The following is a 24,402-nucleotide window of genomic DNA, read 5'->3' as shown; positions in this document are numbered from 1 at the left end:
AACTATGAGTAAGAAATCATCCTCAGACAATCTGAAAAGTCACAGCCGGCCTTCAGGGCAACATCGCCAACGGCAGGTTCGCGGTGGCTTTACGCTCGTCGAAATGATCGTTTCTGTAGCGCTTGTTCTCATGATGATGGTTTTGTTTGCTGAGATTTTTCAGATTGCCTCCAGTTCGATCACAGCGCAACGCGGCATTTCAGAAAACGATCAGCGCGCCCGTATGTTGACGACTCTGATCCAGGCTGACCTCAACAAACGCACGTTTCAGAACCTGATTCCCTTTGATCCGACTGAAAAACCTTTTGCAACCAAACTCAGCGATTACAGGGACCGTCAGGGGTATCTGCTCATTTCAGAAAATGATCCTAACAACGACACAGACGATCTGATCCAATTCACGGTTAACGCTAATATTACCTCTAAACTCTTGGATACAACTCCTTATTACGGTAAAGCAACAGAGCTGGGGGGGAATATGCTTACGCATCCCAATCAGCCAGAAACCGATGATGCAAAAATCAGTCCCGATGGCACATCCATCTCACCTTACGCCGAAGTATGTTACTTTATGCGTGGAGGAAATCTTTACAGACGCACCATGTTGATTCGTAAACCACTGGATCTGGAAACAACCAACTCCTCGCAGCCTCAGACTGCGGGTGGCCAGGAGTTTTTTGATCCTGCTAATTCTCTCTATTCCGGTAACTTCTGGAACGACTTTGATTTTTCCGTATACCGATCTGGAACCCCAACTGCTTACGCGAACTTTCATGACATCAGTTCACTTGATAATACGACTCTTGAAAAGCCAACTTTTTCACTGGGGCGCACCAGATACCGTTTTGGCTTTAACCATGCTACTGGATTGCCGCGCGAATTCGTGGATGATGCCGATGGGGCTGGGCAGTTTATCGGGCGTTTCACGCATCAGGAAACATCGGATCCTGATTTTCTCTACCCCCAGGCGCCTTCAACCGCAGGTGGATCAAATCCAATGAATCCATCCAGCTCTTCACTGGTATTTAATCGTTATACCAATGTTGTCAGTCAGTACCAGTCTGGTAGCCGACGTTCTGAAGATCTGGTGCTCTCTAATGTTGTCTCGTTTGACATCAAGCTTTTTGATGATGCTGCAGGCAGGTTTGTTGATATCGGCAGTTCAGTGGCGTCAGACTATCAAACAAGTGCTACGCCAGCGTACCAGAATAACAATCCAGTTTCTGCTTACCAGACCAACATGTATGATACCTGGCACATTGAGTATGACCTGGACAATGCTGATGGAGATAATGACCACGCAACGGGACAGGAGAGTCCTCCGTTCCGCCCAGTTGACGGAGCAGGTAATCCCAAGCCACTCAAGGCGGTTCAAATCACAATTCGATACATCGATGAAACATCACAAAAATTACGTCAAATGACCATTGTTCATCCGCTGCGAAATCTGCTGGCGGACTGATCATAGTTACAAAGTAACCACAATGTTTTCCCAGTGCCGGTCCGGGTCACGGTCACTGACACTTCGGGAGGTATGGAAATGAAGTCCCTGAAAATGAAACAGACAGGCAGCAATTATCGAGGAATTGTCGCAGTTACTGCACAACGACGTGGATCGACGCTGCTGGTAGTCATCGCGCTGCTTGCGATTCTCGCTCTGATGGCCGTGGTGTTCTACACCTTCTCAGCTCAGGAGCAGACCAGTGCGGAAAACTTTGCCGAAGCTGCCATCAACGAAGCTGATCCCGGCCTGCAGGCTGATGTTCTATTCGACTGGGGACTTGAACAACTCATCAAAGGCCCCGATGTTTATCGAACTAATAGCGCACTTTGGGGAGGTAGCAGGCCACGCAATTCATTGATTTACAATATGCTTGGTAATGATGAATATCCCTACAATGGCCAAGGGATCCAAGTGGTACTTTCTACTGGAGGACCTGACGTTGATACGGATTTAAATGGTGTAGGAGAAGGCACAGCTGCAAGCCGAAATATGGTTGGCACAAATGTTTCGCCCGCTGCACAAGGTGGGGTTTCCAATGCGAATAACTTTATTGGAACGCTACCAACTCCCGATGTGGATTACACTTCACCAGATATAAACTCAATTTTCCTTGCCTACAAAGGTTATGTTCCCGGTCCCAACTGGGCTTCTGATAAAACAGATGTGGACTTGGTAATCATTCCTTCATTTCATCGCCCGCAATATATGCGCACAAATACTGGAGGAGTTATTACTGACCCGTATGGAAATGGGAGTGTAGCAACACGAGTCTTTAGGCCGCATGGTAACCACACTTTTGTGCATCGAGAATCAGGAAATGACTCCGGTTCATCGCGCTACAGTACGAATGCTTTCAATAACTCTGGGTATGCTAACCCCGGTGCATTAGGTGTCTGGACGGGACACACTGACACAGAATACTCCCTAGATGTGGATAACGATGGTGATTCGATCCGTGAAGGGGTCTGGCTCGACCTCGATTTTCCACCGATCGAAGACCCACAGAATCCGGGCCAGTACATCATTCCGATGTTCTCTTTTACCGTCTACGATGCTGATGGTCTTATTAATCTCAATACTGCAGGTAATATGCGACAGCCGGATGGCATTGATTTAAACTTCGCACCTTCAGGAACATTCGGTAATAATCTCTCGGGAAGTGGCACTAACCAGTTCCTGTTACTCTCACGTTCGCATCAGGGGCTCTCGTCACCGGGTGAGATCAACCCACAGTGGGCGATGACTGCACGTATTCCCAGTCCGGTCGGAAATGAACTGGATCAGCATCGGATGTTCTTCGGGGCCCAGCCCACTTTGTGGCCTGAACTTTCAAATATGGAATATTTTTTCCTGAATTATGGACGTACCGACTACACTGTACCTGCGACGATAGACAATGGAACTAAATCCGATATTCGCGACGTCTATCCAGGACGCTGGGGGGAGCCAAACCGTCTATACGATGCTCAGAGGAATGCCCCTGGAGACAATTTGTTTGTAGTCAATCCCTCTACGGGAGTCGCTTTTCCACGGGCAGGCCAGACGTTGGTAGATGATAACGGGGACCGCTACGAGGGTAGTAACCGCAGTGGTTCTCTGCAGGGATCTCGTGCTGGAGCTATTTCGTTTGTACATCCACTGGCACACAACGGGGCTGGCCGTACCTGGGCTACAGGCTCAAATTATCGTCGTACAAATCTGCAAAGTGGTGGTGTATCAGGACCTGGCCGATGGCCCGTCTACATCAATTACGAGATCGCCGGACTGGCACTGGGAACCTACCCTGAATCCGTCCGCTGGCCATCCTTCCTGTTTGGCACCCCAGGAAGTGTGGCAAGCACCAGTCACTTACTTGACGATTCAGATGAGATCGTAGTCGATATGGAGAAGGTTCAGCGGCCTTACGATGAGCCCTTTGGCCCAGAAGAAATGGCCCATCTGCAGATGTCGGGAACCGATATTATTAACTCGGGAGTCACATCGCGTCTTAAGGACCTGATGCCGATGAACTTCGGCACTACTGGTGCTAGCGACTATGATCGTCGCAGGCAGTTTACAACAATAAGCTGGGATCGGAATCAGTTTTCTCGACCGCAGTCTATCAATGGGGCTTCAACTAATCAGTTTCCACCCAGCTACTCTATCAGTGCATTTCGTCCTGAGTTGCGCGATTTGTTGGCCACAGGTATTACCGACTATCCGAATCCTCATCAGATGAAATTGAATTTAAATCAGTTACTCGTTTACGAAAATACGGGGACTGGTCGGACAATTTCTTATCGGCCGCTGACACCCCATCCTGGCGAAGATCTAAACGACAATGGTTCGCTGGATGCAGGCGAGGACTTGAATGGTAACACTGTATTGGATGCCCTGCCTGCCACTGTTATTAACACAGGCTGGAGTGTTACTAGCTTGCCTTCTTATCCGCCAACAACTTATGCGCAGCAGGAATTCTGGGCTCGATATGATCGTCAGCGGATGGCACGTGATATCTACACACTGCTGTATTCTCTCAATTCTCCTTCAGCCACGACAGTGCGAAGTTACACGTCCGATGACCTGTTGCAAATGGCTCAATTTGCTGTGAACGTAGTTGATGCACTGGATCCCGACAATGTAATGACTCGTTTCGAGTACGATACTGATTTGAGTGATGGATGGAATCTAGACGACAACCCCTACACTAACACTGCTGTTGAACAGGCTACGGCACAACGCTCTGTCGTCTGGGGAGTGGAAGCTGTTTCACTGACCTTAAGTGAGTTCACTCTAGTACAGTGCAAGGATCAGATGAATGATCATAGTGTAACGCAATTCCCGGATGATAAAACAGATGGCACCGATAAGAATCGCTTCTTTGCTGCAATAGAGTTACGTAATCAGAGCCCTTATACGGTTTCATTCGGTTCACGTGGAAAATGGATGCTGGGCTTGGAGGTAGATGGTGCCATGGTCACTTATGCTATCCCACGTAATCGAAGTATCAACCCGGGGGGCCTGTTTACAATCCTCAGCACTAGTGCCCAAGATACATTAGAATCTTCTGGTGGGGACCCTTATAGCGAGTTTCGTGTTGACCTGGATGGTGATATGGCATTCACGACGGCCGGTGAAACCATCATTCCTTCAACGTCGATTGCTGGCCCTGATAAAATTGATATTGTCAATGACCAGGCCACGAGCAGCACACTCGTAAAGGTACTCGACAGTAGTTTCACAGACATTACTACCAATGTGGGTAGTTTTCTGGATCGGGCAGAGCCTCAGTTAAGTGCAACGACGAATAATGTAAAAATCAAATTATTCCGAAAAGCACATCTTGGTCGTGATACTTTTCTGAGCACAGGTACTCCTATTCCAGATTCGGATAATCCCTGGATTCTTGTGGATCAGATTGATGTACCCAAAAGTGAATTCGATCTCACCTCAGATACTGCTTCAGCGGTACAGGCACAGTTGGATCGAAATGCCATGAAGAGTCAGGAACGCCAACAGCCACTAAACAAAACTCTGGCTACTGGAGAACCATCTACATTAAATAATACGACTGGTAATATTAGAAATACGATCGGTCAACAGAACTCGATTTCTCCTTCAGCTTTTACTCTCTGGCAGCCCCATTTTGATCGTGATTTTGCTTCCCCTGTGGAGCTCTTTTCTATACCGATTGTTGGGCCTACTCAGGATATCGTTGCCCCTCAGACCTTGCCTGTCTCGGCAACCGGTCCGAATAATAGTATTCTGGATGGTTCCAACAGTGCGGCAAAAACAAATAATAGGTTAATGACATATGCTCTGGTTGACGCCTCGGGGCTACAGGCTGGAACCGATATTATGGTCGCCGGGATTCAAAAATTTCTGAATCCTGATGGACCGAATGATGCAGGACCTGATTCGGATGATAATTACTGGTATCGATTATTTGAGTATGTGGAAGTTCCCACACGTATACATCGACAGTTGCAGAACCCGTTAACTAACTACCGGGTGCCCGGCAGAATCAATTTGAATACTGTGCGGCATCCTTCCGTGCTGGCAGCCCTGATAGATGATATGGGTACATCCAGTAGTGTCTTGGATGGTGGCGCTTACGACACAGACGTAACCAACGCCCACAGGGTGCAAAGATTGAATGATTCAGCTGAGGGATCAACACGTAACTGGTGGGAGCAGTTTATTGTATCTCGCGATGCAGATGATCCTATTGCCGGCAAGCCTCTGCCAGGGACTCCCGGATCTCGTCCGTTCCGTAGTTTTGACTATTTTGGTTCTAGAAATACTGCAACGACGGGTATTAGAGATTTAAGAGAAAATACATTATTACGCACACTGCCAAATGATCAGTCTGCTTTCCCTAACGATCCACGCTTGTTATTTGAGGTAGCTACCCAGACAGAACACCAAAATGGTCCTGTTGACTTCCATTCACGTAACCGGATTTTGTCCAAGATAATGGGCAATACCACGACTCGCAGTAATACATTCCTGGTCTTCCTTTCGGTGGCTTACTTTGAAGCTTCTGGGGCTGGGTTGACTACTCATGATGATGTGGTCCAGATCGGAGATCGGGCTCACGGGAGGTCAATTCACGAAGCTGATTACCGTGGCTTCTTTGTGGTAGATCGTACGCGAGTAGAGGAAGCTTTCGAGCCATCGACCAAAAAATTTGATCACTGGAAACGACTGGTGCGTCACAGGCATCTGATTCAGTCAATTCAGAGTGATTGAACAATAAAACACTGTTTTGCCCGGCTTGTCTAACTGGACAATGGGGTATAATTGATAAATCTGACACAACTGAGAGGGGGAAAGCCATGTTACCTGAGTGAACAACTTCGGTTGCGGGCCACTGGGTAAAGTCATGAGGAGTGGATGTTTACAACGTCTGTTCCGATCAGGCAGGTTAAAGCCGGAGAAGCGTCGGATTCCTGTCAAAACACGTCGAATTAGAGTTTGTTTTTGCTACTTGTAAACAAGTAATATATAATCAGTTTGAACCGTATTCTTAGTGAGGAGAATGACAATGCATACTCTTAGAGTAAAACAAAAACTGCAAAAGCGTAAAGGGTTTACGCTGATCGAACTGCTGGTGGTCATCACCATCATCGGTATCCTGGTCTCGCTGACACTGCCGGCGATCCAGAGTGCCCGTGCCGCTGCACGGAAAGTGTCCTGCCTGAATAACATGCGGAACGTCGGCCTGGCTGTGGTCAACTTCTCCTCAGGCGCTAACTCACAGCTGCCACTGCTCGTTGACAATAACGTTGTCTACGATCCATCTGGGACCAATACCAACCAGCGTTGGGATGACCTGTCATGGTGTACCACAATTCTGCCCTTCCTGGACAATGTTGGTTTCCGTCAGAGATGGGATCAGTACGCCAGTCAGATCGCAGATGCCTCAACCGGCGGAAGCTCACATGCGAACTTCAATGCTTTTATCAGCATGAACCGGAACCGCTTTCCTGTCTTCACATGTCCCGACGATCAGTTCAATACTGACGCGGGAGCACTCTCTTTCGTTGTGAACACCGGATATGTAACTGGTAGCTATAACAGCGCTGGCGATCTGGATCATGGCCCAGGCAGCGACCTTGCCCTGGATGGGACTGCGATGACAACAGCAACTCTTCCCATCAAATTTGCAACCGGTGTTTTCTGGCGTCCCAGCACCTCGCGGATGTCGCTCGATTACATTTCGGCTGCGGATGGTCTGACTCAAACACTGATGATCACTGAAAACCTGCAGGCAGGTGATTGGTCATTCGTGGATCCATTGGATAATGGTAACTTGTATACAGGCAGTCTTGGGTTCGGCGTTGATATGGCTGGATTGAGCATGAATACAGGTTCTCTGAACTTAGGCACCGCCAGCCCAACATTCAATCTGCAGAATAGCGTTACAAGCAATGATTCCCGCATCGGTTCTAACCTGGCCGCAGCCAAGGGATCCGCCTGGCGTCCCAGCTCAAACCATCCCAGTGGTGCTGTGAACGTGATCCTCTGTGACGGCAGTGGAAAATCACTGACACCACAGATGGATGGTGGCGTTTACGCTCGTCTGCTGACACCTGCTGGTCTGCGTTATGGTCAGGCTGTTGTTGATGGATCATCCTTCTAATCTGAAGACTGATCCTGCAACCATCATTTGAGTCATTTTCTCAAATCGGTTCAAACAAACGGGCACCAGAGATCAGCGGGTCTCTGGTGCTTTTTTCATATCTCGACCGCATACTGTATGGGCGTGTGCTTTCTGTTCGTCTGTTTCAGAATAGACTTTAGAAGCGCACGAGACACCTCTCTTTGTCATTTCTTTTAAGGGGCACTCGCATGCAGATTCAAAAAACAAAACGACCGGAGCGAAACGGTTTCTCACTGACCGAATTAATTGTGGTGATCGTGATTATTGTAATCCTGGTGGCACTGACTCTACCCGCGCTGGAAAGCGCCCGGGCTCCCTCCAGAAAAATAGCCTGCCTGAATAGGATGCGAAACGTGGGCCTGGCTGTCGTTAACTTCTCCTCCGGAGCAAATGCGGAACTGCCGCTGCTGGTGGATCCGAATATGAGCGTTTCTACCGAGGATGCCCCCAATCCACAGGCGACTCATGATGACCTCACCTGGTGCACAACGATTCTGCCTTTCCTGGATAACATCGGTTTTCGCCAGCGCTGGGATGAGACCGCCAGCCAGGCTTCCAGTGCCACGATGAATGCAGAAGCGGTTTCGTTACTGACGAATCTGAATGCGACACGTTTCCCCGTCTTCACCTGCCCTGACGACGCGGCGAACACAGAACAGGGGGCACTCTCTTATGTCGCGAATGTGGGTTATGTAACCTCTCATTATAATACCGCGACTGACAGAGCGCACCGTCCCGACAGTGCCGACGGCGGGCTGGATGGCGACATCAAGACAACAGCAGACATCCCGGTGAAATTTGCCACCGGAGTTTTCTGGCGACCTTATACATCCCGCATGTCACTCGACTTCATCTCCCAGAAAGGGGATGGTCTGAGGCAGACACTGATGCTCTCAGAAAATCTGCAGGCGGGCAACTGGTCGTCCACCGACACCGGCAGTCTCGGTTTTGGCATCGACATGCAGGGCATGTATTCCAGCGGCACAACTCAACTCACACTGCCAACGGATTTCACTCTGGAGAATGCCACAACCTCGACGGACTCCCGCATTGGATCCCAGACCGGCGCGAAAAAAAGTCAGGCCTGGCGGCCCAGTTCAAATCACCCCGGTGGTGTCGTGAATGTCATCTTCTGTGATGGCAGTGGAAGATCGCTAAGCCCAGATATTGATCCAGGAATCTACGCCCGACTCATCACTCCAGCGGGACAACCAAACGGCCAGTCAGAGCTTGACGAAGATTCCTTCTGATCCAGGCTACTTGCAGCGGGCCGAAGCGTGATCCTTATGGATCAGGAATGATTTAGCCCGGATTCAGGAGGTAATTGAGATGAAGCGGATGAGTGCTAATTCTTCGCGGCGGGGGTTCTCGCTGACAGATCTGGTCGTTGTGATTGTAGTCAGCTGCCTCCTGTTCGCATTAGTTCTTCCTGCTGTCCCTACCAGTGGACTCGCTGCCAGAAAAGTACAATGTTTGAATCGTCTGCGAAACATTGGACTGGCAGTGGTGAATTATTCATCAGGCGCTAATTCACATCTGCCTCTGCTGGTTGAAACAAATTTGGATCCGTCCCTGGTGACGGTGCCTCACGCAAATACAGGTAAGAATGATGTCAACTGGTGTATCACAGTGCTCCCTTACCTGGATGCGGTCATGTTCAGACTAAGATGGGATCAGGCGGCGACTCAGGCAGCGCGATTTGATGCTGATGATACTCAGTTAAAGATCCTGGCAGATTTACAGAAGCAGGTGTTCCCGATTTTTGTCTGCCCGAATGACCCCTTGAACGATGAGCCAGGGGCGCTTTCTTATGTCGCCAATGTGGGTTATGTGACCGCTAATTATAATACTGCAGGTGACAGGATGCACCGTCCCGACAGCGCCGATGGCGGGCTGGATGGCGACGTGACAACGATTGCAGACATCCCGGTGAAGTTCGCTTCCGGAGTTTTCTGGCGCCCTTATTCGACTCGCATGTCACTTGATATCATCTCGGCAGGAGATGGACTGACCCAGACTTTGATGCTCTCTGAAAATCTTCAGGCAGGCAACTGGTCGTCGACCGATACAGGCAGTCTGGGATTTGGCATCGATATGCAGGGCGTCTATCCGAAGGGATCTGTGTCACTCGTTTTACCGATCGTATTTGATTTGAAAAACACGACAGCGGGGACCGATTCGCGAATCGGCGCGAATTTGAGTGCTCCCAAATCGCAGGCCTGGCGTCCCAGTTCCAACCATCCCAGTGGTGCAGTAAATGTCATTTTCTGTGATGGCAGTGGTAAATCACTCACGCCTGAAATGGACCCTGCTGTCTATGCCAGACTACTGACTCCGACAGGGCTGCGTTATGGCCAGACAGAAGTGGATGGTTCTTCCTTCTGATCCAGGTGTCCAAATCCAATCTGATATGAGCTGATCAAATCGGGAATCGAGAGTGTGAAATGCAGAGCGGGAAACGGAAAAATGAGAGCTCCCAGCGGCGGGGATTTACCTGGGTCGAATTGTTAATCACGCTGGCCGTGATCACGCTGCTGGGATCACTCAGTCTCTCCGCGATTCAGCGGACAAGGAATAATTACAGAGGCCTCTCCTGTCTCAATAATTTGAGGAACGTCGGTCTGGCTGTGATCAATTATTCTTCCGAGGCGAATGCGTATCTGCCTCCGCTGGTCAGTCCCAACCAGATTCATGGTGCTGGTGAAAATGCTGGCAATGATGATATGTCGCTGTTTGTGATGACCCTGCCATATCTGGATCAGGTCGCGTTTTATCAACGCTGGGAACTGGCTGCCTATGTCGCGGCAGGGGAGACGTCCGCGGCCCAACTGCGTGCGAAAGCAGATCTCGATCGATTCAACGCGGCTCAAATTCCGATCTTTGTCTGCCCGGATGATCCTGATACGGTGAAATCTGGCGGGCTCTCTTATTGTGCGAACATCGGATATGTGACGTCCAATTACAATTCATCAGCAGATACGTCTCACGTTGTGGACAGTCCAGATGGCGGATTTGATTCTGATCCCGAGAATGACACCGACCTGCCCGTCAAGTTTGCCTCGGGGGTATTCTGGCGGCCCTGGAAGTCTGGCATGACGCTCGATTATATCGCAGCAGCTGATGGAATGACGCAGACTCTGATGCTCTCAGAAAACCTGCAGGCGGGAAAGTGGTCATCAATCTATACCGGCGATCTGGGGTTTGGAGTCGATGTGGAAGGGATTCTGACTGGTTTCACACTGAAGTTGCCGGCTGATTTTAATCTGAAAACGGACCACTCTGATTCGCGAATCAACGCGAACTATTCCGCTGGGGAAGGGCAAGCCTGGCGCCCCAGTTCGAGACACCCCAGTGGTGCTGTGAATGTAGTCTTGTGTGACGGGAGTGGGAAATCATTGTCACCGCAGATGGATCCACGGGTTTATGCCCGCCTGCTGACCCCCGCTGGTTTACGATACGGTCAGGATGTAGTCTCCCAATCTGGATTCTGATAAAACAGGGGGACTGGCGATTTTTCTGAATGTCGACTGACTGCTCGCCGTTCGATTTGTACTCATTGCACCAGAGATTCTATGGTCTCTGGTGTTTTTTTACGTCGTGGAATACAATCTGTTGTCCTGTACACTTTTTGCTGGTGGGGTGCGCCCCTAAGCTTTTGATATGAGAGCGGTGTCTGGTTAAAAGCACTGTACCGTCAGGTGGATCTCCACATAACGTCTCTTGACGAAACAAGGGGAAATCGGATAAGGAACAATATAAACTCAGAAACTAAAATAGGAGTGACTGTGCGCCTGCCTGGGGATCAGACAGGGGAGTGTCTCAGCCGCTTCGAGCCAGAGAAAATAACGGGCTGCAACTTGACGGTTTTTCCAGCAGCAGCGATAGTCGTTGGTTCAAACAGATGTGAGCGTTAACTAGAATTAACCTCGTCACGATTCACTAAAGCATACTATTACATCTCAGGATACAATCATGTTCGATCCCTTATCAGGGCAGATGCCGACTCAGGCGAATCAACGTGCCAGAAGCTATTCCCAGCAGCGCCAGATGGGCATTGGTGACCTTCTGCTGGACAACCGGATCATCTTTCTGGACAGCGTCATTAATGATGCCAGTGCGAATCTGATCGTGATGAAACTGCTCTATCTGCAGTCCGAAAACCGCCACCAAGACATCCATCTTTACGTCAACTCACCCGGTGGTTCTGTGACATCCACGATGGCCATTTACGATACGATGCAGTTCATCGAATGTGATGTCGCCACCTATTGTGTTGGTCTGGCTGCCAGTGGTGGAGCGATCCTGGTTGCCGGGGGACAGAAGGGCAAACGTTATATTCTGCCGCACGCCAAAATGATGATTCACCAGCCTTACGGTGAGGTGGGTGGTCAGGTTTCCGACATCGAAATTCAGGCTAAGGACATCCTCGATACCCGGGAAATTTTGAATAAAATTCTGGCCGATCACACTGGTCAGTCCATCGAAAAAATCGCCCTGGATACCTCCCGTGACCGCTTCCTCTCTTCAGCCGAATCGGTCGAGTATGGACTGGTCGATGAAGTTCTGGTCCGTGATACCAGCGACAAAGACAAGAAATAAAACAGACGTCGGCAGACATGCTGCCCCATGACGATCCAACATCAATCTACCATCAATTGAAGTGAGTTTTACATGACGGTCCTAACACCTTATGTGATCGAAAAGAATGGCCGCGATGAACGGGCCATGGATATCTATAGTCGTCTCCTGCAGGATCGTATCATTATGATGGGTTCTCAGGTCAACGATCAGGTAGCTCAGAGCCTGGTGGCTCAGCTGCTGTTTCTGCAGTTTGATGATCCTGAAGCAGACATCCACTTTTACATCAACTCTCCCGGTGGCTCAGTGACTGCCGGGATGGCCATCTACGATACGATGCAATACATCTCTTGTGACGTGGCCACATACTGTATCGGGCAGGCCGCCAGTATGGGCGCTCTGCTGCTGACAGCCGGTGCTCCGGGCAAACGCAACGCACTGCCCAACAGCCGCATCATGATTCACCAGCCGCTCGCCGGGATGCAGGGTACGGCTACCGATCTGGAAATTCATGCCAAAGAAGTTCTGAAAATGAAGCGGCGTCTGAACGAGATTCTGCTGCATCATACCGGTCAGACACTCGAGAAAATCGAGCAGGATACAGACCGGGATAACTTCATGGATTCCCAGGAAGCCAAAGCCTATGGACTGATCGACAACGTGCTCGAGCACCTCGATCTGCCCGGAACCAAAGAATAGTCTTAACTCTGACAAGAGGAGACAGAAGAGGGATCTTCTGTTTTAATTGATTTCCAATGAAGCAATACCTTACGACATGGATGTCGTTGATGTTGATTCTCACCCTCTCCGGGTGCGGAGGTCGCGGCAATACGGATCTTCTTGAAGCGCGATTGCGCGACCAGGAAGACAACATTTTCGCTCTGCAGCGAGATCTCAAAGAATCGCAGCAGGCGCTGCAGTCTGCCCGCGAGCAGTCTGAGTCCATGCAGAGGCAGCTGGCCAAATCGTCCAACGGTGGCCTGCTGCCCGAGCAGTCCAAGACGCTGTTTCGGGTAACGGGCGTCAAAGTCAACAGCCTGCTGACCGGGGGAGTCGATCTCGACAGCAAGCCGGGAGACGAACTCTGGACCACCGTCATCACGCCGCATGATGTGGATGGCGAGACCGTCAAACTGCCCGCTGATCTCGAACTGGAACTGGTCGATCTGAATCAACCCGAGAATCAGCGTCGCGTCGGGATCTGGAAATTCGACAGCCAGGAAGTCCGCTCTCACTGGTACTCAGGTTTTGCTGGTTCGGGTTTCCGCTTCGAACTCCCCTGGCAAAGTGCCCCCGCCAGCGAGGATTTGACCCTCCTGGTGAGAATGAAATCTCAGGATGGTCGCACCTTCCAGGCAACCTCTTCACTAAGAGTGGCTCGTCTGGATAGCAGCTCTCAGATTCAGACCGCCAGCCGCGAAAAGCCTCGTTCACGAAAACAGCTCGTGCCAGCTGAGCCTGCACGAATCTCATTCGAAGAACAACCAGCGATGGTGACCGAGGATCCTGCAGAAGAGAACCCGTTTCAACAGATGTCTGCCGAGACAATTGAACCGGCGGCTGCAACTGAATTCGACTCGCCGTTTCGTGTGATCCAGGAATAGCCAAACGTTTGATTCCCAAATGCAACAAGCTCTCACCGGTTAACCGATGAGAGCTTGTTTTGTTTTCGTCGTGCTGAAGTGGTCGCGACTATTTCTTCTGTGCCATGGAATGGGCTTTGGCCAGAGCGTCTTCTGCTTCCGCGATTCGTCCACATCGCTGACAGATTACGGAGAGCTGCAGGTAGGAGAAGTTGTCTTCCGGTTCTAGTTCGGTGACCTTCTTGGCATGCTCGATGGCTTCATCAAACTTTCCCAGCTTCTGGTAATAGACCGCGGAAGCTGAGTGAGCCAGAACGTAATTTTCATCCTGAGCCAGCACTTCCTTCAGTTTCTCGACCGCCTGTTCCACGTCCCCACTCTCGTAAGTTTTGACTGCTTCATCGTACAGACTGGATGGAGTACTCATCTGCTTAATCTCGCTTTTCTTTCAAATGTTCTGTTGAAGTATGAGGATCGCATGCAGACCATTCTGTCGTCACGACAGAACTATCATCAGCTCGCTATTTGAATTGTAGGCCTGTGGGGCAAAATACCAATACGGCAAATCTGGTCATACCTCTGGCTGACCGGATTCCTGCCTCTGTTTATGATAATTGACGGGCTGCTCGGTTTCATAGGCAAAGCGACCTGCTTCCTGTAGAATTTGGTGACTTGTACTGATATCACTGATCACCATTTTCATAAAGGTTCGATGTGCCTTCTCCTAAACCGACAGCAGAGCCCTCCGCCACATACTCCCGACTGGAGCTGATCCTGCTGGGGATCGTTCTGCTGGTCGCCTGTCTGGCACGGGTGATGTTCTTCTCCGATGTGGCTGTCGAGCATTTCGATGAAGGCGTCTATGCATCCAATCTCTGGTTCTCCGCTGAGCAGGGGGCCGAGTATCCAGGCCGCTATTTTTACGCGCCGCCTCTGCTGCCGTTTCTGATCGAGTGGTCAATGATCTTTCTGGGCAGCGGTGTGTGGGGTGTGTTTCTCCCCTCACTGCTATTGGGCGTCTTGACTGTGCTCTTGATCTGGTGGGTGGCTCGTGCCTGGTTTGGTTCTTCCGCCGGACTGGTGGCAGCACTCCTTGCGGGAGGCAGCGACCTGCATCTGCTCTACACGCGAACCGCGCTGACGGATGTTGCACTTGGATTCTTTCTGCTGCTCAGCGTCTACCTCATCTGGCGGAGCTGGCTTTCACTCGATTGGAAGTGGCCGGTACTGGCCGGTGTCGCCATCGGCCTGGGGTGGTCAGTCAAGTACAACGGCTGGCTCCCGCTGGCCATCGGCTTTTCTGGAATCGTTCCCTGGCTCTGGATCTACCGCCGTGACCATCTCCCTCTCACCAGCTACCTGACCCGCGCTGTCGTATTTACTCTGACGGCTATGGTTGTCTGGTCGCCGGTATTGATCGGGCTGCAGAAGTGGGGAGGCTATTCCGTCGTCGCTGCCAATCATAGTCGGTATGTTGTCGGCTTCTCGGGCTGGTTCGATTCCTGTACGCGACAACTCCTCAACCTGCGTTTGCTCGAGGGACCATTCGGAGCGATCAGCCTCGGGCTGGTCTGTCTGGTGGGATGCCTGCTGGCACTCCATGTCGGTTGCGTGAGTTCAACTCACTCCGGAAATGAAAACAAGAATGAGGAAGGTGGGCGTTCCACGTGGAACACGATGCTGGTTGGTTGCCTGGCAGGCCTCCCCTTACTGGGGGGCTGGCTGGTAGGGATCACCCCGGTCCTCGCCATCCTGGCTGTCATCGGAATTCTGCAGCAGCTGTTCTGCATGTCGGGACAGCGATCGAAATCTCAGGCAGCAGCCGATTCCCGAGATGATTCATTAGGACTGTCCCGACCGCTGGCAGCCTGGTTGCTGGCGGCCTGGTTCTGTGGTCTGCTACTGGCCACGCCACTCTACCATCCCTATCCCCGTTTGACGATTCCCTGGATGATCTCTGCCTGGTTAGGTACCGCCGCGCTGGTGGGTTGGCTCGAGTCACGAGCAGGCTGCTCCCTCTGCGAACTCTTATCGAGATCTGGTGAGCTGAAGACTCAGCCCGCGCGAATCTTGGGGGGAGTCACTATTGTGGGTGTCGCCCTCCTTGTGATTCTGATCGCGCGACCCTGGTCGGTCGCTGGCTGGCAACCTCGAAACGGACTGGCGTCGATCTCTCGTCAGATACTGGCAGACCTCCGGCAGGAACACGCCAACCCGGATGAAGCGATTCTCTACATCTATGCCGAGCCTGGGTTGTTCTTCAATCTTAAAGCAGGGGGGCATCAACTGACCGGTCCGGTAGCTGACTTCCAGTTTCTGAATTCGCTGCCACCCCAGATGCCTGTCTATTTGATTGCGGGGCCACACGCGGAGCGCGACTTCGAGTTTGTGAAGCAGTTCGACCAGGCTCAAGACCGACTCGATCTGGTCCAGTCCTACGAGTATGATCCCAGCCTGCTGGTCCGTCTGAATCAGGCGCAGCTGCCAGATGAATCTGCGAAGGAATCGGTCCGCCTTTACCGTGTCCGGTAAGCGTGGTAACACAGGTGTTCCACGTGGAACACCGGCCCAAGGGAAGGCAGCTCTGCCGCAAAGCCCTCTTGCTTCAAATAGCCATTCGAAATAAAATCCCGCGCCACGTTTCAATCTCCCGTTTTTGTCAGGCAGTTTAAGTATAAGAGAAGAAGGTCATGGAAGATCATAATCAGGAAGATCAAAACCAGAATCCAGTTGATCCGGCAGCTGAGCAATCAGAAAATCCTGGGGTCCCTCGTCGACGGTTAGGCCGTGGTTTGAACGCCTTGCTGGGGCGTGGGGGAGAACCAGATTCAGAAAATAATCAGGACGGTGCAGGTGCAGACTCGCAAGAGAATCCGGCACCAGTTGAGTCCTCCGACCAGATCGACATTGATCTGATCGAACGGAATCCGTATCAGCCTCGTCAGGATTTCGCAGCTGACTCCCTCAAGGAACTCGAAGGCAGTATCCGTCAACACGGTATTCTGCAACCGCTGCTGGTCCGTCCGTTCGATGGTGCCTACCAGCTGATCGCCGGAGAACGACGTTTGAAGGCAGCCCGTGAAGCGGGACTGAAAACGGTTCCCTGCCGGGTGCTCCATCTGGAAGAACGCGAAGTCTGTGAAGTCGCGATCGAGGAGAACCTCAAGCGAAAAGATTTGAATGTACTCGAAAAGGCCCAGGCCTTCAAAAACTATCTGAGCCAGTTCGACAGTACGATCGAGCAGCTCGCACAGCGATTGAGTCTGGACCGTTCGACCGTCAACAACATGATCCGGTTGCTCGATCTGGCGGAACCCGTCAAGCAGGCTCTCCAGGCAGAGAAGATCTCAGCCGGTCATGCCCGGACCCTGTTGAGCCTGGATAACGATAAACAGGTCGCGCTCTGTGAGCAGATTCAGTCCGAGTCCCTCTCGGTCCGAAAGACTGAAGCAGAAGTGCGGAAGATCCTCAAAGGTGAGGCTGACACCGTTCCCTTTGAGAATCCCAAACCGAAGCAACCCGCCGATGCTCCCCAGATGACGAATCACCTGATTGACCTGCAGCAGCAACTGCGGGAAATTCTGGGAGCCCAGGTGGAGATCAAACTCAAGACCGAACAGTCCGGTCAGATTGTGATTCCCTTCGATTCGAACGATACCTTCGAGCGGATTACAGGAGTGCTCCGCAAGTCGGCCTGATCGCAGAGCTCAGAGTCACGTGAAACTCAACAGGCCCGTAAGGCATTCACTTGCCTTGCGGGTTTGCTTTTTGCTGGAGGTTCATCTGGATCTGTCGGAAGGTGGGGTTCTCTGGTTGCAGTTGGATCAAGCGTTTGACCGAGTCCAGTGCCTGTTCCCACTTCTGCTGTTTCTCGTAAAGCAGAGTCAGCATCAACCGGAAGTCAGCGGACTGCGGTTCCAGTTCACACGCCTTCTCCAGGGCTGACGCCGCCTCGTCCTCCCGACCTAGCAGGTAATAGAGCAGGCCCACCCGGTACTGGAGCAGGGCATTGTCCGGAAGCAGACGAGCATCGCGGGCCAGCAACTCGACCTCTTCAGATCTGAGTTCCTGCGCCTCCTGAGTGCGCCCCTGTTGTTCCAGTAACTGAGCCAGATTGGACCGGGCTCCCGCTACAGCTGGTGCCAGTTTGATGGCCAGACGAAACTCGGCTTCCGCTTTCTTCAGGTCACCCTCGTTGGCATACAGGATCCCCAGACTCATGTGAGAGCCCGACTGGTCCCCATCGGTCAGCAGGTTATTCTTGTAATCTTTGAGTGCCCGTTCGAGTGCCTTCCGGTTCGAATCCGTATTCGGCATGATGGGCAGCGAAGACAGAATCCGGGCGACTTCCGTCCGGACTCCGCGCGAGTCGTCCGTCAGTCCTTCCGCGAGCAGCTTGCCCACCCGGCTGGCCTCGGCTTCCGAACGCGGGTTCCAGCCTTCGAATCCACGTAGCGCCGCCATCCTGACCAGCTCTTCATTTGACTTCAGAGACCGCTCGACAACCTTGCGACTTTCGGGGGTATCGTATCGGGAGGCCAGCAGGGAGACTGCAGTTGCCCGAACAATGGGACCGACTTCCTTTTCCCGGGTCAACTTGATCAGCGCGCGTTCTGCATCCGGATTGCCAGCCTGACCTGCTGCCAGGATCTCACCATAGTGCGGGTCGTCGCGCCGCTTGGGGCCGTACCATTCATCGACCTTCTTCGCAGCCCACTCCGGCGTCTCGTCCGCTTTCGTATGACATTGGTTGCAGGCGTTGGGGGTTCCCAGTTTGACTGAAAGATCGGGGCGGGGAATTCTCAGACTGTGATCCCGGCGAGGGTCGACTCCCATGTAGGTCTTGGTCGGCATGTGGCACTCCACGCAGGCGGCTCCCTTGCTGCCAACCTTGTGGTGGTGATGACCGGGCACGTCATATTTGGCCTCGAGGTGGCACTGGGTGCAGAGTTTGTTTCCCTCGAATTTCAATTTCAATGAATGCGGATTATGGCAGTCTGTGCAACGGACTCCCTTGCGATACATCTTGCTCTGGGTGAACGATCCGAAGACGTAGACTTCCTCATCGATCTGACCATCGGGATGGTAGAGGTGACCTTCCAGTAGTGAGAGAGCGTAATGATCGTGGAAGCGGTCGAGGGGAGTATGACCGGGTGAGACATGCCGCCGATGAGAATGGCAGGGAGCACAGCTCTCCAGTTGCGCGGTCGCGTCTTCACCTTTGAGTTTCGCCAGGCCATAGCCATAGCGACGATCCCAGAACAGCGAATGCGAGTTGGCCAGTTTCACGTGAATCGATCCGGGGCCATGGCAGGCTTCGCAGCTGACGCGCATTTCGGAGAAGGAGTAATGATGGGTGTCGGTGGCGATATCATAATTCTTGGCCCAGTTCGTGGTATGACATTCCGCGCACATGTGGTTCCAGTTCTGGGCGGAGCCGGTCCAGTGCAGGGGGTCTTCCGGACCAAAGGGTTCATCCGGGCTGGCGTAGTACCACCGTTTGAGTTCTGTGTCCCAGGTTACCGGCAGGACCTGGATCTTGCCGCGCTCGAGTTCAGCCAGATACTGTTGCAGGGGATGCACGCCGATGACGTACTTGACCTCAAAGCGGGACATCTCGCCATCAGGTCCCTGGGTGGTGACATAGTATTTGTCGTCCACCCGGGACATGCGGGAGGTGATCCCAAAATGTTCGAGCTCGGTGTTATCAAAATCGCCGAGAACGAACTTGGGAGTTGCAGGGTTCATCGCCAGGTCGTGGTCAGATTCTTTCCACTCTTCTGCCTGTTGCTGATGACACTCGAAGCAGGTCTGACGACCGACGTAGGTTGCCTGTTCGCCTTCAGGCAGAGCGGTCCACCAGTCAATGGCCAGGCCAATCGAAGTGAGACACAGGAAAATGATGACGCCGTAGATCCATCGTTTTTTCATCGCGTATGAGTTTCGTCAGTTTCTCTCAGGATGTCAGTCGCAGGGGAAGGTCCAAATCAGAACGGTCAAGGGGGGAGCATGCAGATCGGAAGGAGAAACTTTCCGACTGTCGATGACGTGCCCTTCTACCGATGATACCCTGCCCGCCAGACCGATTGCAATGACTGTCGCCAGCCGGCGGGAAGATTGACTGAGACGTTCTGCCTGAACAGCATACGCGTGAGGAAACTAAACCTCGTGGATGGATTCTTCGTGCTGTAGCTGATTCGGGGCTCCCTGGTCCCCGTCATCATGGATTCGGATTTCGGTGTCTTCGCTGCTCTTCAGCACGGGGAGAAAGCGACGTGCAATCCGGGCTCGGTAGGTAACGCGAGTGTCGTCGCTGGAATACTCCCGTGAGAGGATCAGCGAATGCTCTTCGAGTTGAGAGAGCAGTTTGCCGTTTCCGACGGGGGTTTCGATTTCGACAATAACATAGCCGGAAGCCAGTCGATCGATGACTGCCTGGGAGAGTCGGTCGAGTCCCTCACCAGATACCGCGCTGACGGTGATTGCATTCTCGTATTTCAGTCGGAGGACATCGAGCTTGGAGCGGTCTTCCACCTTATCGCTTTTGTTGAATACCAGCAGTGCGTTCGAGTAGTCGATGCCGATTTCCTCAAGCACACTGTTAACGGTTTTGATATGATGCTCCACTTCCGGATTGCTGCTGTCAACCACATGCAACAGCAGGTCAGCCTGCCGGGCTTCTTCCAGAGTTGACTTGAATGAGGCCACCAGATGGTGAGGCAAGTTGCGAACGAATCCAACCGTGTCACTCAGCAGGATCTCTCCCCAGTGTGGAAGCTCCCAGCGTCGCGTACGGGTATCCAGCGTGGCAAACAACTGGTCCGCGATGTAGACGTCCGCGCCGGTGAGCGCATTCATCAGCGTACTTTTTCCCGCGTTGGTATAACCAACCAGCGAGACCGTGAGTTGCTGGAATCGATTGGAAACAGTGCGCTCGCGACGCTTTTCAACTTCGGACAGTTTACGCTTCAATTCAGCCACGCGTTTATCCAACAGTCGACGGTCGGTTTCCAGCTGCTTTTCACCAGGGCCACGACCAGCACCCACACCCCCTTCGATACGCTCAAGGTGGGTCCACAAGCGTTTCAGACGCGGACGGAAATAGAGCAGCTGCGCCAGTTCGACTTGCAGTTTCGCTTCATAGGTTTTGGCGTGGGTTGCGAAAATATCGAGGATCAATTCGCTACGGTCCACGATGATCGTACCAGTCTCTTCTTCAATATTTCGTCCCTGAGAAGGGGACAGATTGTTATCAAAGATGATCAACTCGGCATCAACGGGTTTGACCATTGATTTCAGCTCAGCCAGTTTTCCTTTACCGAGGCAGGTTGCCGGATGAGGATTTTCGCGACTCTGTACCAGGGTGCCTACAACCTTCACACCCGCCGTTTCGACCAGCCCCTTTAATTCATCCAGGGCCTGCTCTTTATTGATATGACTCGAAGGAGAGATGACCGAGACCAGGATGGCTCGTTTCGCTTTGACTTGTAGTTCTTCTCGTTTAGGATCCGCCAAGGAGTTTCCACTTTCTATATTCGTTGAGGATGGAGCGTTCATTTGGGGCTGGGCTTTCCCAGCTTTGGATTTCTCCAGAGTTGAAAGCCTCCCCTCTCCTACTCTCTATTTTAACAGGTTGCCCATGAGAGAATAGGCTCATTGTGACGGACTGACACCATTTCTGGATTCCATGTTCAGAAAGTCGTTGACTTTTCCTGGCACTTTTCTAACCACGAACAGATCAATAAATACTTGTGTGTATGTTCAGTCCGGCTTTTTCATGAGCACAACATCCAGAGCATCCGCGCGGGTACACTGTTCCCAGTATTGTTTGAAATCCAGATACTGCTCCTCACGGACGATGCCTCCCAAATGGTCTACCTGGCGGTGGCAGATCAGGTGAGAATCTTCCTCATAGATGGAGGTTTCGTAGCGACCCCATTCGCATTCAAATCGATGTTCATAAGGCAGTCCATAACCATGATAACCAGGGGGGAGTTCGATGCTGTGCTGGTCTGAGAAGCGGATTGGCCAGGGGGCTTGCAAGGCTGAGTTGCGTTTCTGCACGTTGACGAGAGCCACCGTGTGCATCGCCCCGATCCAGGGAACCCGGAACAGAATGATGTCTTCAATTTTGCGCGCCCACTGATCGAGTGTCATTTTGCAGGAGTAGGTAACCGGCTGCGAGAGATCTGTCAGGTTGTGAAACAGAGGAGCATCGATGCGGGCTCCCGTCAGAGAAGACGCGAGTTCCCGTTCCAGAGTCAGGCTCTGATATTCTTCGTTGCGGTTGATGTAGCGAAGACGGAATTCCATGGCGGTGTCACCTGTCGTTGAGACATTGGTGACGAACTCATAGCTGCAGTCTTCGGACAGTTTCCCCTCGCATTGCCGATGTACCTGATGAGATTCCGGACCGCCGCAGGGAATGGTGGTCAGCTCTCCCGCTGGAAGATTTAACAACAGTGCCTGCATGCCCTGGTCATTATAAGGCAGATCTTTGAAAGTCATCGGGCCGCCGGCAGGATCAAGCCAGAGTCTGACTCCCTGCTCATCGGTAACGCAGACAATCGCATGATCGAAGCGAGCTCCAGGCAGAAAGGGGATTGTTCCATTCGCGCGTGTCAGCAGAACTGCGACCTCAGCTTCAATTCCCTGGTGCCTGAGCAGGGAGACGAGTAACGATGATTTGTCTTTGCAGTCTCCGCGCATATCCTCCAGCATCGAACCGACCTCCCTGGTTTTTTCCAAAGCCAGTTCGTTGGGATGTCTGCCATAACGGACATCATCAGAGGCATACTTATAGAGGGCGTAAATTTTATCCTCAGTTGAATCTGATTCACGCGTCAGATCCTCCGACAGTTTTTGAATCTGTAACGGGATTTTAGATGGAGGCTCGAGGTCCTGCCGATAGAACCTCGCGATCGGTTCCCAGTTGGTCAATGTGGTAAAGTCGACCCAGGGTATGACGTCTCGAGGATGAGGCGTGGCGTCGTCAGTTTCATATCCAGGTAATGCCTGCAGATCCCATTGATAGACCTGATAGGTTCCCTGTTTCCAGGAGCTTGGTTCCTGGTTCGTCTGATGTAATTCATACTGCAGCTCGAAGGGTTCCGCGACGGCAATCGTGCAACGCAGTCTTTGACAGGGGATCGAGTACTGCAGGTACTCCTGGCCCCACATGCAGGCCGAGATCCGGTCTGGTGTGAAGAAGTCCTGTTGCTCTTCCAGCTCGACAGTTACCCCGGGACGCAGAGGATAAAAATGGACGGCGATCTGTCCGTACGGTTGAACCACCTTGCGGGCTTTTCTCTGACTGCCATCGGGCAGGTAAACTTTCGCGGTCTGAATTTTATGCAGCGCTGTCTGGCGATCATAAAAACGAAAGACTTCGTCCCATTGAGACAACGATTCGTTGGCGTGCAGACTGGCGATGTGATGCGCTCTGCGGGTGATGGTTCCATCACGATGCAGAACGGCGACCAGGTCTGAGAGTAAGATGACCTCACCCCAGTGTTGGAGTTCGCCATCAATGGGAGAATCAGGAACGACCTCCGCATACGAAATACGGGAAGCAAATGGCAGGATGTTGCGCGCCAGTTTAAACCGGGTCCGCCATAATTTGCGCCTGGGTTTGACAGAGGTCACGTTGGGGGAGCTGTTCAATGCCGGCTTGCTTTCAGACTGCAGAGTTGGGGCAAACGTTCTGGCTAATTATTGTAACGTTAACTGCAGTCAGTGAAACAGCATATGTGACACAATAATATACAAATGAATATTTTGTGTGTGGGGATGAATCCAGGCGAGATTCTGTTGAGACAGAGGCGTGAAATACTCAGGGGGGAAATAGAAGAAGCGATCGAAATAACCGATCGCTTCTTACTCGTTATGGCTTGTTGTTTCCAGCAGCTAAGTGCAGAAGAATTACTTCTTCTTTTTAGCGGCTTTTTTCTTTGGAGCAGCTTTCTTAACTGCTTTTTTCTTTGCAGCTGCCTTTTTCTTTGGGGCGGCTTTCTTTTTAGCAGCAGCTTTTTTCTTTGGAGCAGCTTTCTTCTTAGGAGCAGCTTTCTTCACTGCTTTCTTTTTAGGGGCTGCTTTTTTCTTTGGTGCAGCTTTCTTTACTGCTTTCTTAGGTGCTGCTTTCTTTGCCTTTTTCTTTGCCACCGCAAATCCTCCTTTGAGAGTTAAACGAGGGCTGCCTTGCCGCTGGCTCCGGGCTATAAGTCGGCAAAGGTCTGCCACAACGAATAAGAAGTGAGTCTGTCAACCTTGACAAACTCCGATGTTCATCCCCTTTATTGGTGTGTGTAAATTCAATCAAAACACATTTTTAATTGACACTCATTACACACTAAGGACTTACATCTAATTATTGGGCATCATCGTAAATATTTCGTAAAATTCTGCAAGCCAATTCTGATATGAAAAGCCTTTTTCCAGCTTGTTGTAAACTGCGATGTGCTTAGCGTTTAAAAACGAATCGCTGAAAAATAGAAACGGGGTGCGACGTATATTACAGGCTTGATAAAAAACAAGAGATCGATTTCGCTCTATTATTATAGACTGAAACCGATCTCTTCTGTTTTTTGTTTCTC

The 24,402-nt window shown here is 51.6% G+C and carries 16 protein-coding genes; 11 read left to right on the top strand and 5 right to left on the bottom strand.

All coding sequences use genetic code 11. The features are described 5' to 3' along the window. The first annotated feature begins 4 nt into the window (after nucleotides 1-4). The 9 genes from FYZ48_RS04550 (at nucleotide 5) to FYZ48_RS04510 (ending at nucleotide 13,831) form a co-directional block, all read left to right on the top strand. The gene (locus FYZ48_RS04550; protein WP_149337979.1) at nucleotides 5-1,462 is read left to right on the top strand and encodes a type II secretion system protein; all 1,458 of its coding nucleotides are present in this window, start codon (nucleotides 5-7) and stop codon (nucleotides 1,460-1,462) included. Between the two features lie 78 nt (nucleotides 1,463-1,540). After that, entirely contained in the window at nucleotides 1,541-6,235 is a 4,695-nt protein-coding gene (locus FYZ48_RS04545) for a hypothetical protein (RefSeq protein ID WP_149337977.1), read from the top strand. 295 nt (nucleotides 6,236-6,530) lie between these two features. Then, a complete protein-coding gene (locus tag FYZ48_RS04540) occupies nucleotides 6,531-7,628 on the top strand; it encodes a DUF1559 domain-containing protein (protein ID WP_261344344.1) in 1,098 nt (365 codons plus the stop codon). A 209-nt stretch (nucleotides 7,629-7,837) separates the two neighbouring features. Next, a complete protein-coding gene (locus tag FYZ48_RS04535) occupies nucleotides 7,838-8,899 on the top strand; it encodes a DUF1559 family PulG-like putative transporter (protein WP_149337972.1) in 1,062 nt (353 codons plus the stop codon). A gap of 79 nt (nucleotides 8,900-8,978) precedes the next feature. Beyond that, entirely contained in the window at nucleotides 8,979-10,034 is a 1,056-nt protein-coding gene (locus FYZ48_RS04530; protein ID WP_149337970.1) for a DUF1559 family PulG-like putative transporter, read from the top strand. Nucleotides 10,035-10,093: 59 nt separating this feature from the next. Continuing rightward, nucleotides 10,094-11,140, top strand: coding sequence for a DUF1559 family PulG-like putative transporter (locus FYZ48_RS04525; protein WP_149337968.1), 1,047 nt, complete (start codon nucleotides 10,094-10,096; stop codon nucleotides 11,138-11,140). A 481-nt stretch (nucleotides 11,141-11,621) separates the two neighbouring features. Beyond that, on the top strand, nucleotides 11,622-12,248 hold the full coding sequence (locus tag FYZ48_RS04520) for a ClpP family protease (RefSeq protein WP_145044405.1): 627 nt from the start codon (nucleotides 11,622-11,624) through the stop codon (nucleotides 12,246-12,248). A 72-nt stretch (nucleotides 12,249-12,320) separates the two neighbouring features. Then, nucleotides 12,321-12,926 carry an ATP-dependent Clp endopeptidase proteolytic subunit ClpP gene (clpP, locus tag FYZ48_RS04515; RefSeq protein WP_145044403.1) on the top strand — a complete coding sequence of 202 codons (606 nt, stop codon included), beginning with the start codon at nucleotides 12,321-12,323 and terminating at the stop codon, nucleotides 12,924-12,926. An 89-nt stretch (nucleotides 12,927-13,015) separates the two neighbouring features. Then, nucleotides 13,016-13,831 (top strand): hypothetical protein, encoded by an 816-nt coding sequence (locus tag FYZ48_RS04510; RefSeq protein ID WP_149337966.1) that lies wholly within the window; start codon nucleotides 13,016-13,018, stop codon nucleotides 13,829-13,831. A gap of 88 nt (nucleotides 13,832-13,919) precedes the next feature. On the opposite strand, the gene FYZ48_RS04505 is transcribed toward FYZ48_RS04510, so the two are convergent. Further along, nucleotides 13,920-14,237: a tetratricopeptide repeat protein gene (locus tag FYZ48_RS04505; RefSeq protein WP_145191790.1), complete on the bottom strand. Its 318-nt coding sequence runs from the start codon at nucleotides 14,235-14,237 to the stop codon at nucleotides 13,920-13,922. Between the two features lie 287 nt (nucleotides 14,238-14,524). On the opposite strand from FYZ48_RS04505, the gene FYZ48_RS04500 reads away from it, so the two are divergent. Continuing rightward, on the top strand, nucleotides 14,525-16,342 hold the full coding sequence (locus FYZ48_RS04500; protein ID WP_149337964.1) for an ArnT family glycosyltransferase: 1,818 nt from the start codon (nucleotides 14,525-14,527) through the stop codon (nucleotides 16,340-16,342). 158 nt (nucleotides 16,343-16,500) lie between these two features. Next, a complete protein-coding gene (locus FYZ48_RS04495) occupies nucleotides 16,501-17,508 on the top strand; it encodes a ParB/RepB/Spo0J family partition protein (protein WP_149337961.1) in 1,008 nt (335 codons plus the stop codon). Nucleotides 17,509-17,554: 46 nt separating this feature from the next. Here FYZ48_RS04495 and FYZ48_RS04490 read toward each other — a convergent pair whose 3' ends face one another. The 4 genes from FYZ48_RS04490 to FYZ48_RS04475 all read right to left on the bottom strand — a co-directional run bounded on the left by FYZ48_RS04490 (nucleotide 17,555) and on the right by FYZ48_RS04475 (nucleotide 23,971). After that, a complete protein-coding gene (locus tag FYZ48_RS04490; protein WP_149337959.1) occupies nucleotides 17,555-19,741 on the bottom strand; it encodes a tetratricopeptide repeat protein in 2,187 nt (728 codons plus the stop codon). 228 nt (nucleotides 19,742-19,969) lie between these two features. Continuing rightward, nucleotides 19,970-21,325: a GTPase HflX gene (hflX, locus tag FYZ48_RS04485; RefSeq protein ID WP_149337957.1), complete on the bottom strand. Its 1,356-nt coding sequence runs from the start codon at nucleotides 21,323-21,325 to the stop codon at nucleotides 19,970-19,972. Between the two features lie 246 nt (nucleotides 21,326-21,571). Beyond that, nucleotides 21,572-23,473: a transglutaminase domain-containing protein gene (locus tag FYZ48_RS04480; protein WP_149337955.1), complete on the bottom strand. Its 1,902-nt coding sequence runs from the start codon at nucleotides 23,471-23,473 to the stop codon at nucleotides 21,572-21,574. Nucleotides 23,474-23,731: 258 nt separating this feature from the next. Then, complete coding sequence (locus FYZ48_RS04475) at nucleotides 23,732-23,971, bottom strand: hypothetical protein (RefSeq protein ID WP_187781869.1); 240 nt, start codon at nucleotides 23,969-23,971, stop codon at nucleotides 23,732-23,734. Nucleotides 23,972-24,402: the final 431 nt, after the last annotated feature.

It is taken from the genome of Gimesia chilikensis, assembly GCF_008329715.1.
GTDB lineage: Bacteria > Planctomycetota > Planctomycetia > Planctomycetales > Planctomycetaceae > Gimesia > Gimesia chilikensis.
This window is presented reverse-complemented; position numbering and strand designations above follow the sequence as displayed.

Coding starts and splice junctions, on each gene's coding strand:
- FYZ48_RS04510 (WP_149337966.1), top strand. CDS start 13,016: ATGTTGATTCTCACCCTCTCCGGGTGCGGAGGTCGCGGCAATACGGAT.
- FYZ48_RS04545 (WP_149337977.1), top strand. CDS start 1,541: ATGAAGTCCCTGAAAATGAAACAGACAGGCAGCAATTATCGAGGAATT.
- FYZ48_RS04505 (WP_145191790.1), bottom strand. CDS start 14,237: ATGAGTACTCCATCCAGTCTGTACGATGAAGCAGTCAAAACTTACGAG.
- FYZ48_RS04495 (WP_149337961.1), top strand. CDS start 16,501: ATGGAAGATCATAATCAGGAAGATCAAAACCAGAATCCAGTTGATCCG.
- FYZ48_RS04525 (WP_149337968.1), top strand. CDS start 10,094: ATGCAGAGCGGGAAACGGAAAAATGAGAGCTCCCAGCGGCGGGGATTT.
- FYZ48_RS04520 (WP_145044405.1), top strand. CDS start 11,622: ATGTTCGATCCCTTATCAGGGCAGATGCCGACTCAGGCGAATCAACGT.
- FYZ48_RS04540 (WP_261344344.1), top strand. CDS start 6,531: ATGCATACTCTTAGAGTAAAACAAAAACTGCAAAAGCGTAAAGGGTTT.
- FYZ48_RS04530 (WP_149337970.1), top strand. CDS start 8,979: ATGAAGCGGATGAGTGCTAATTCTTCGCGGCGGGGGTTCTCGCTGACA.
- clpP (WP_145044403.1), top strand. CDS start 12,321: ATGACGGTCCTAACACCTTATGTGATCGAAAAGAATGGCCGCGATGAA.
- FYZ48_RS04535 (WP_149337972.1), top strand. CDS start 7,838: ATGCAGATTCAAAAAACAAAACGACCGGAGCGAAACGGTTTCTCACTG.
- FYZ48_RS04490 (WP_149337959.1), bottom strand. CDS start 19,741: ATGAAAAAACGATGGATCTACGGCGTCATCATTTTCCTGTGTCTCACT.
- FYZ48_RS04550 (WP_149337979.1), top strand. CDS start 5: ATGAGTAAGAAATCATCCTCAGACAATCTGAAAAGTCACAGCCGGCCT.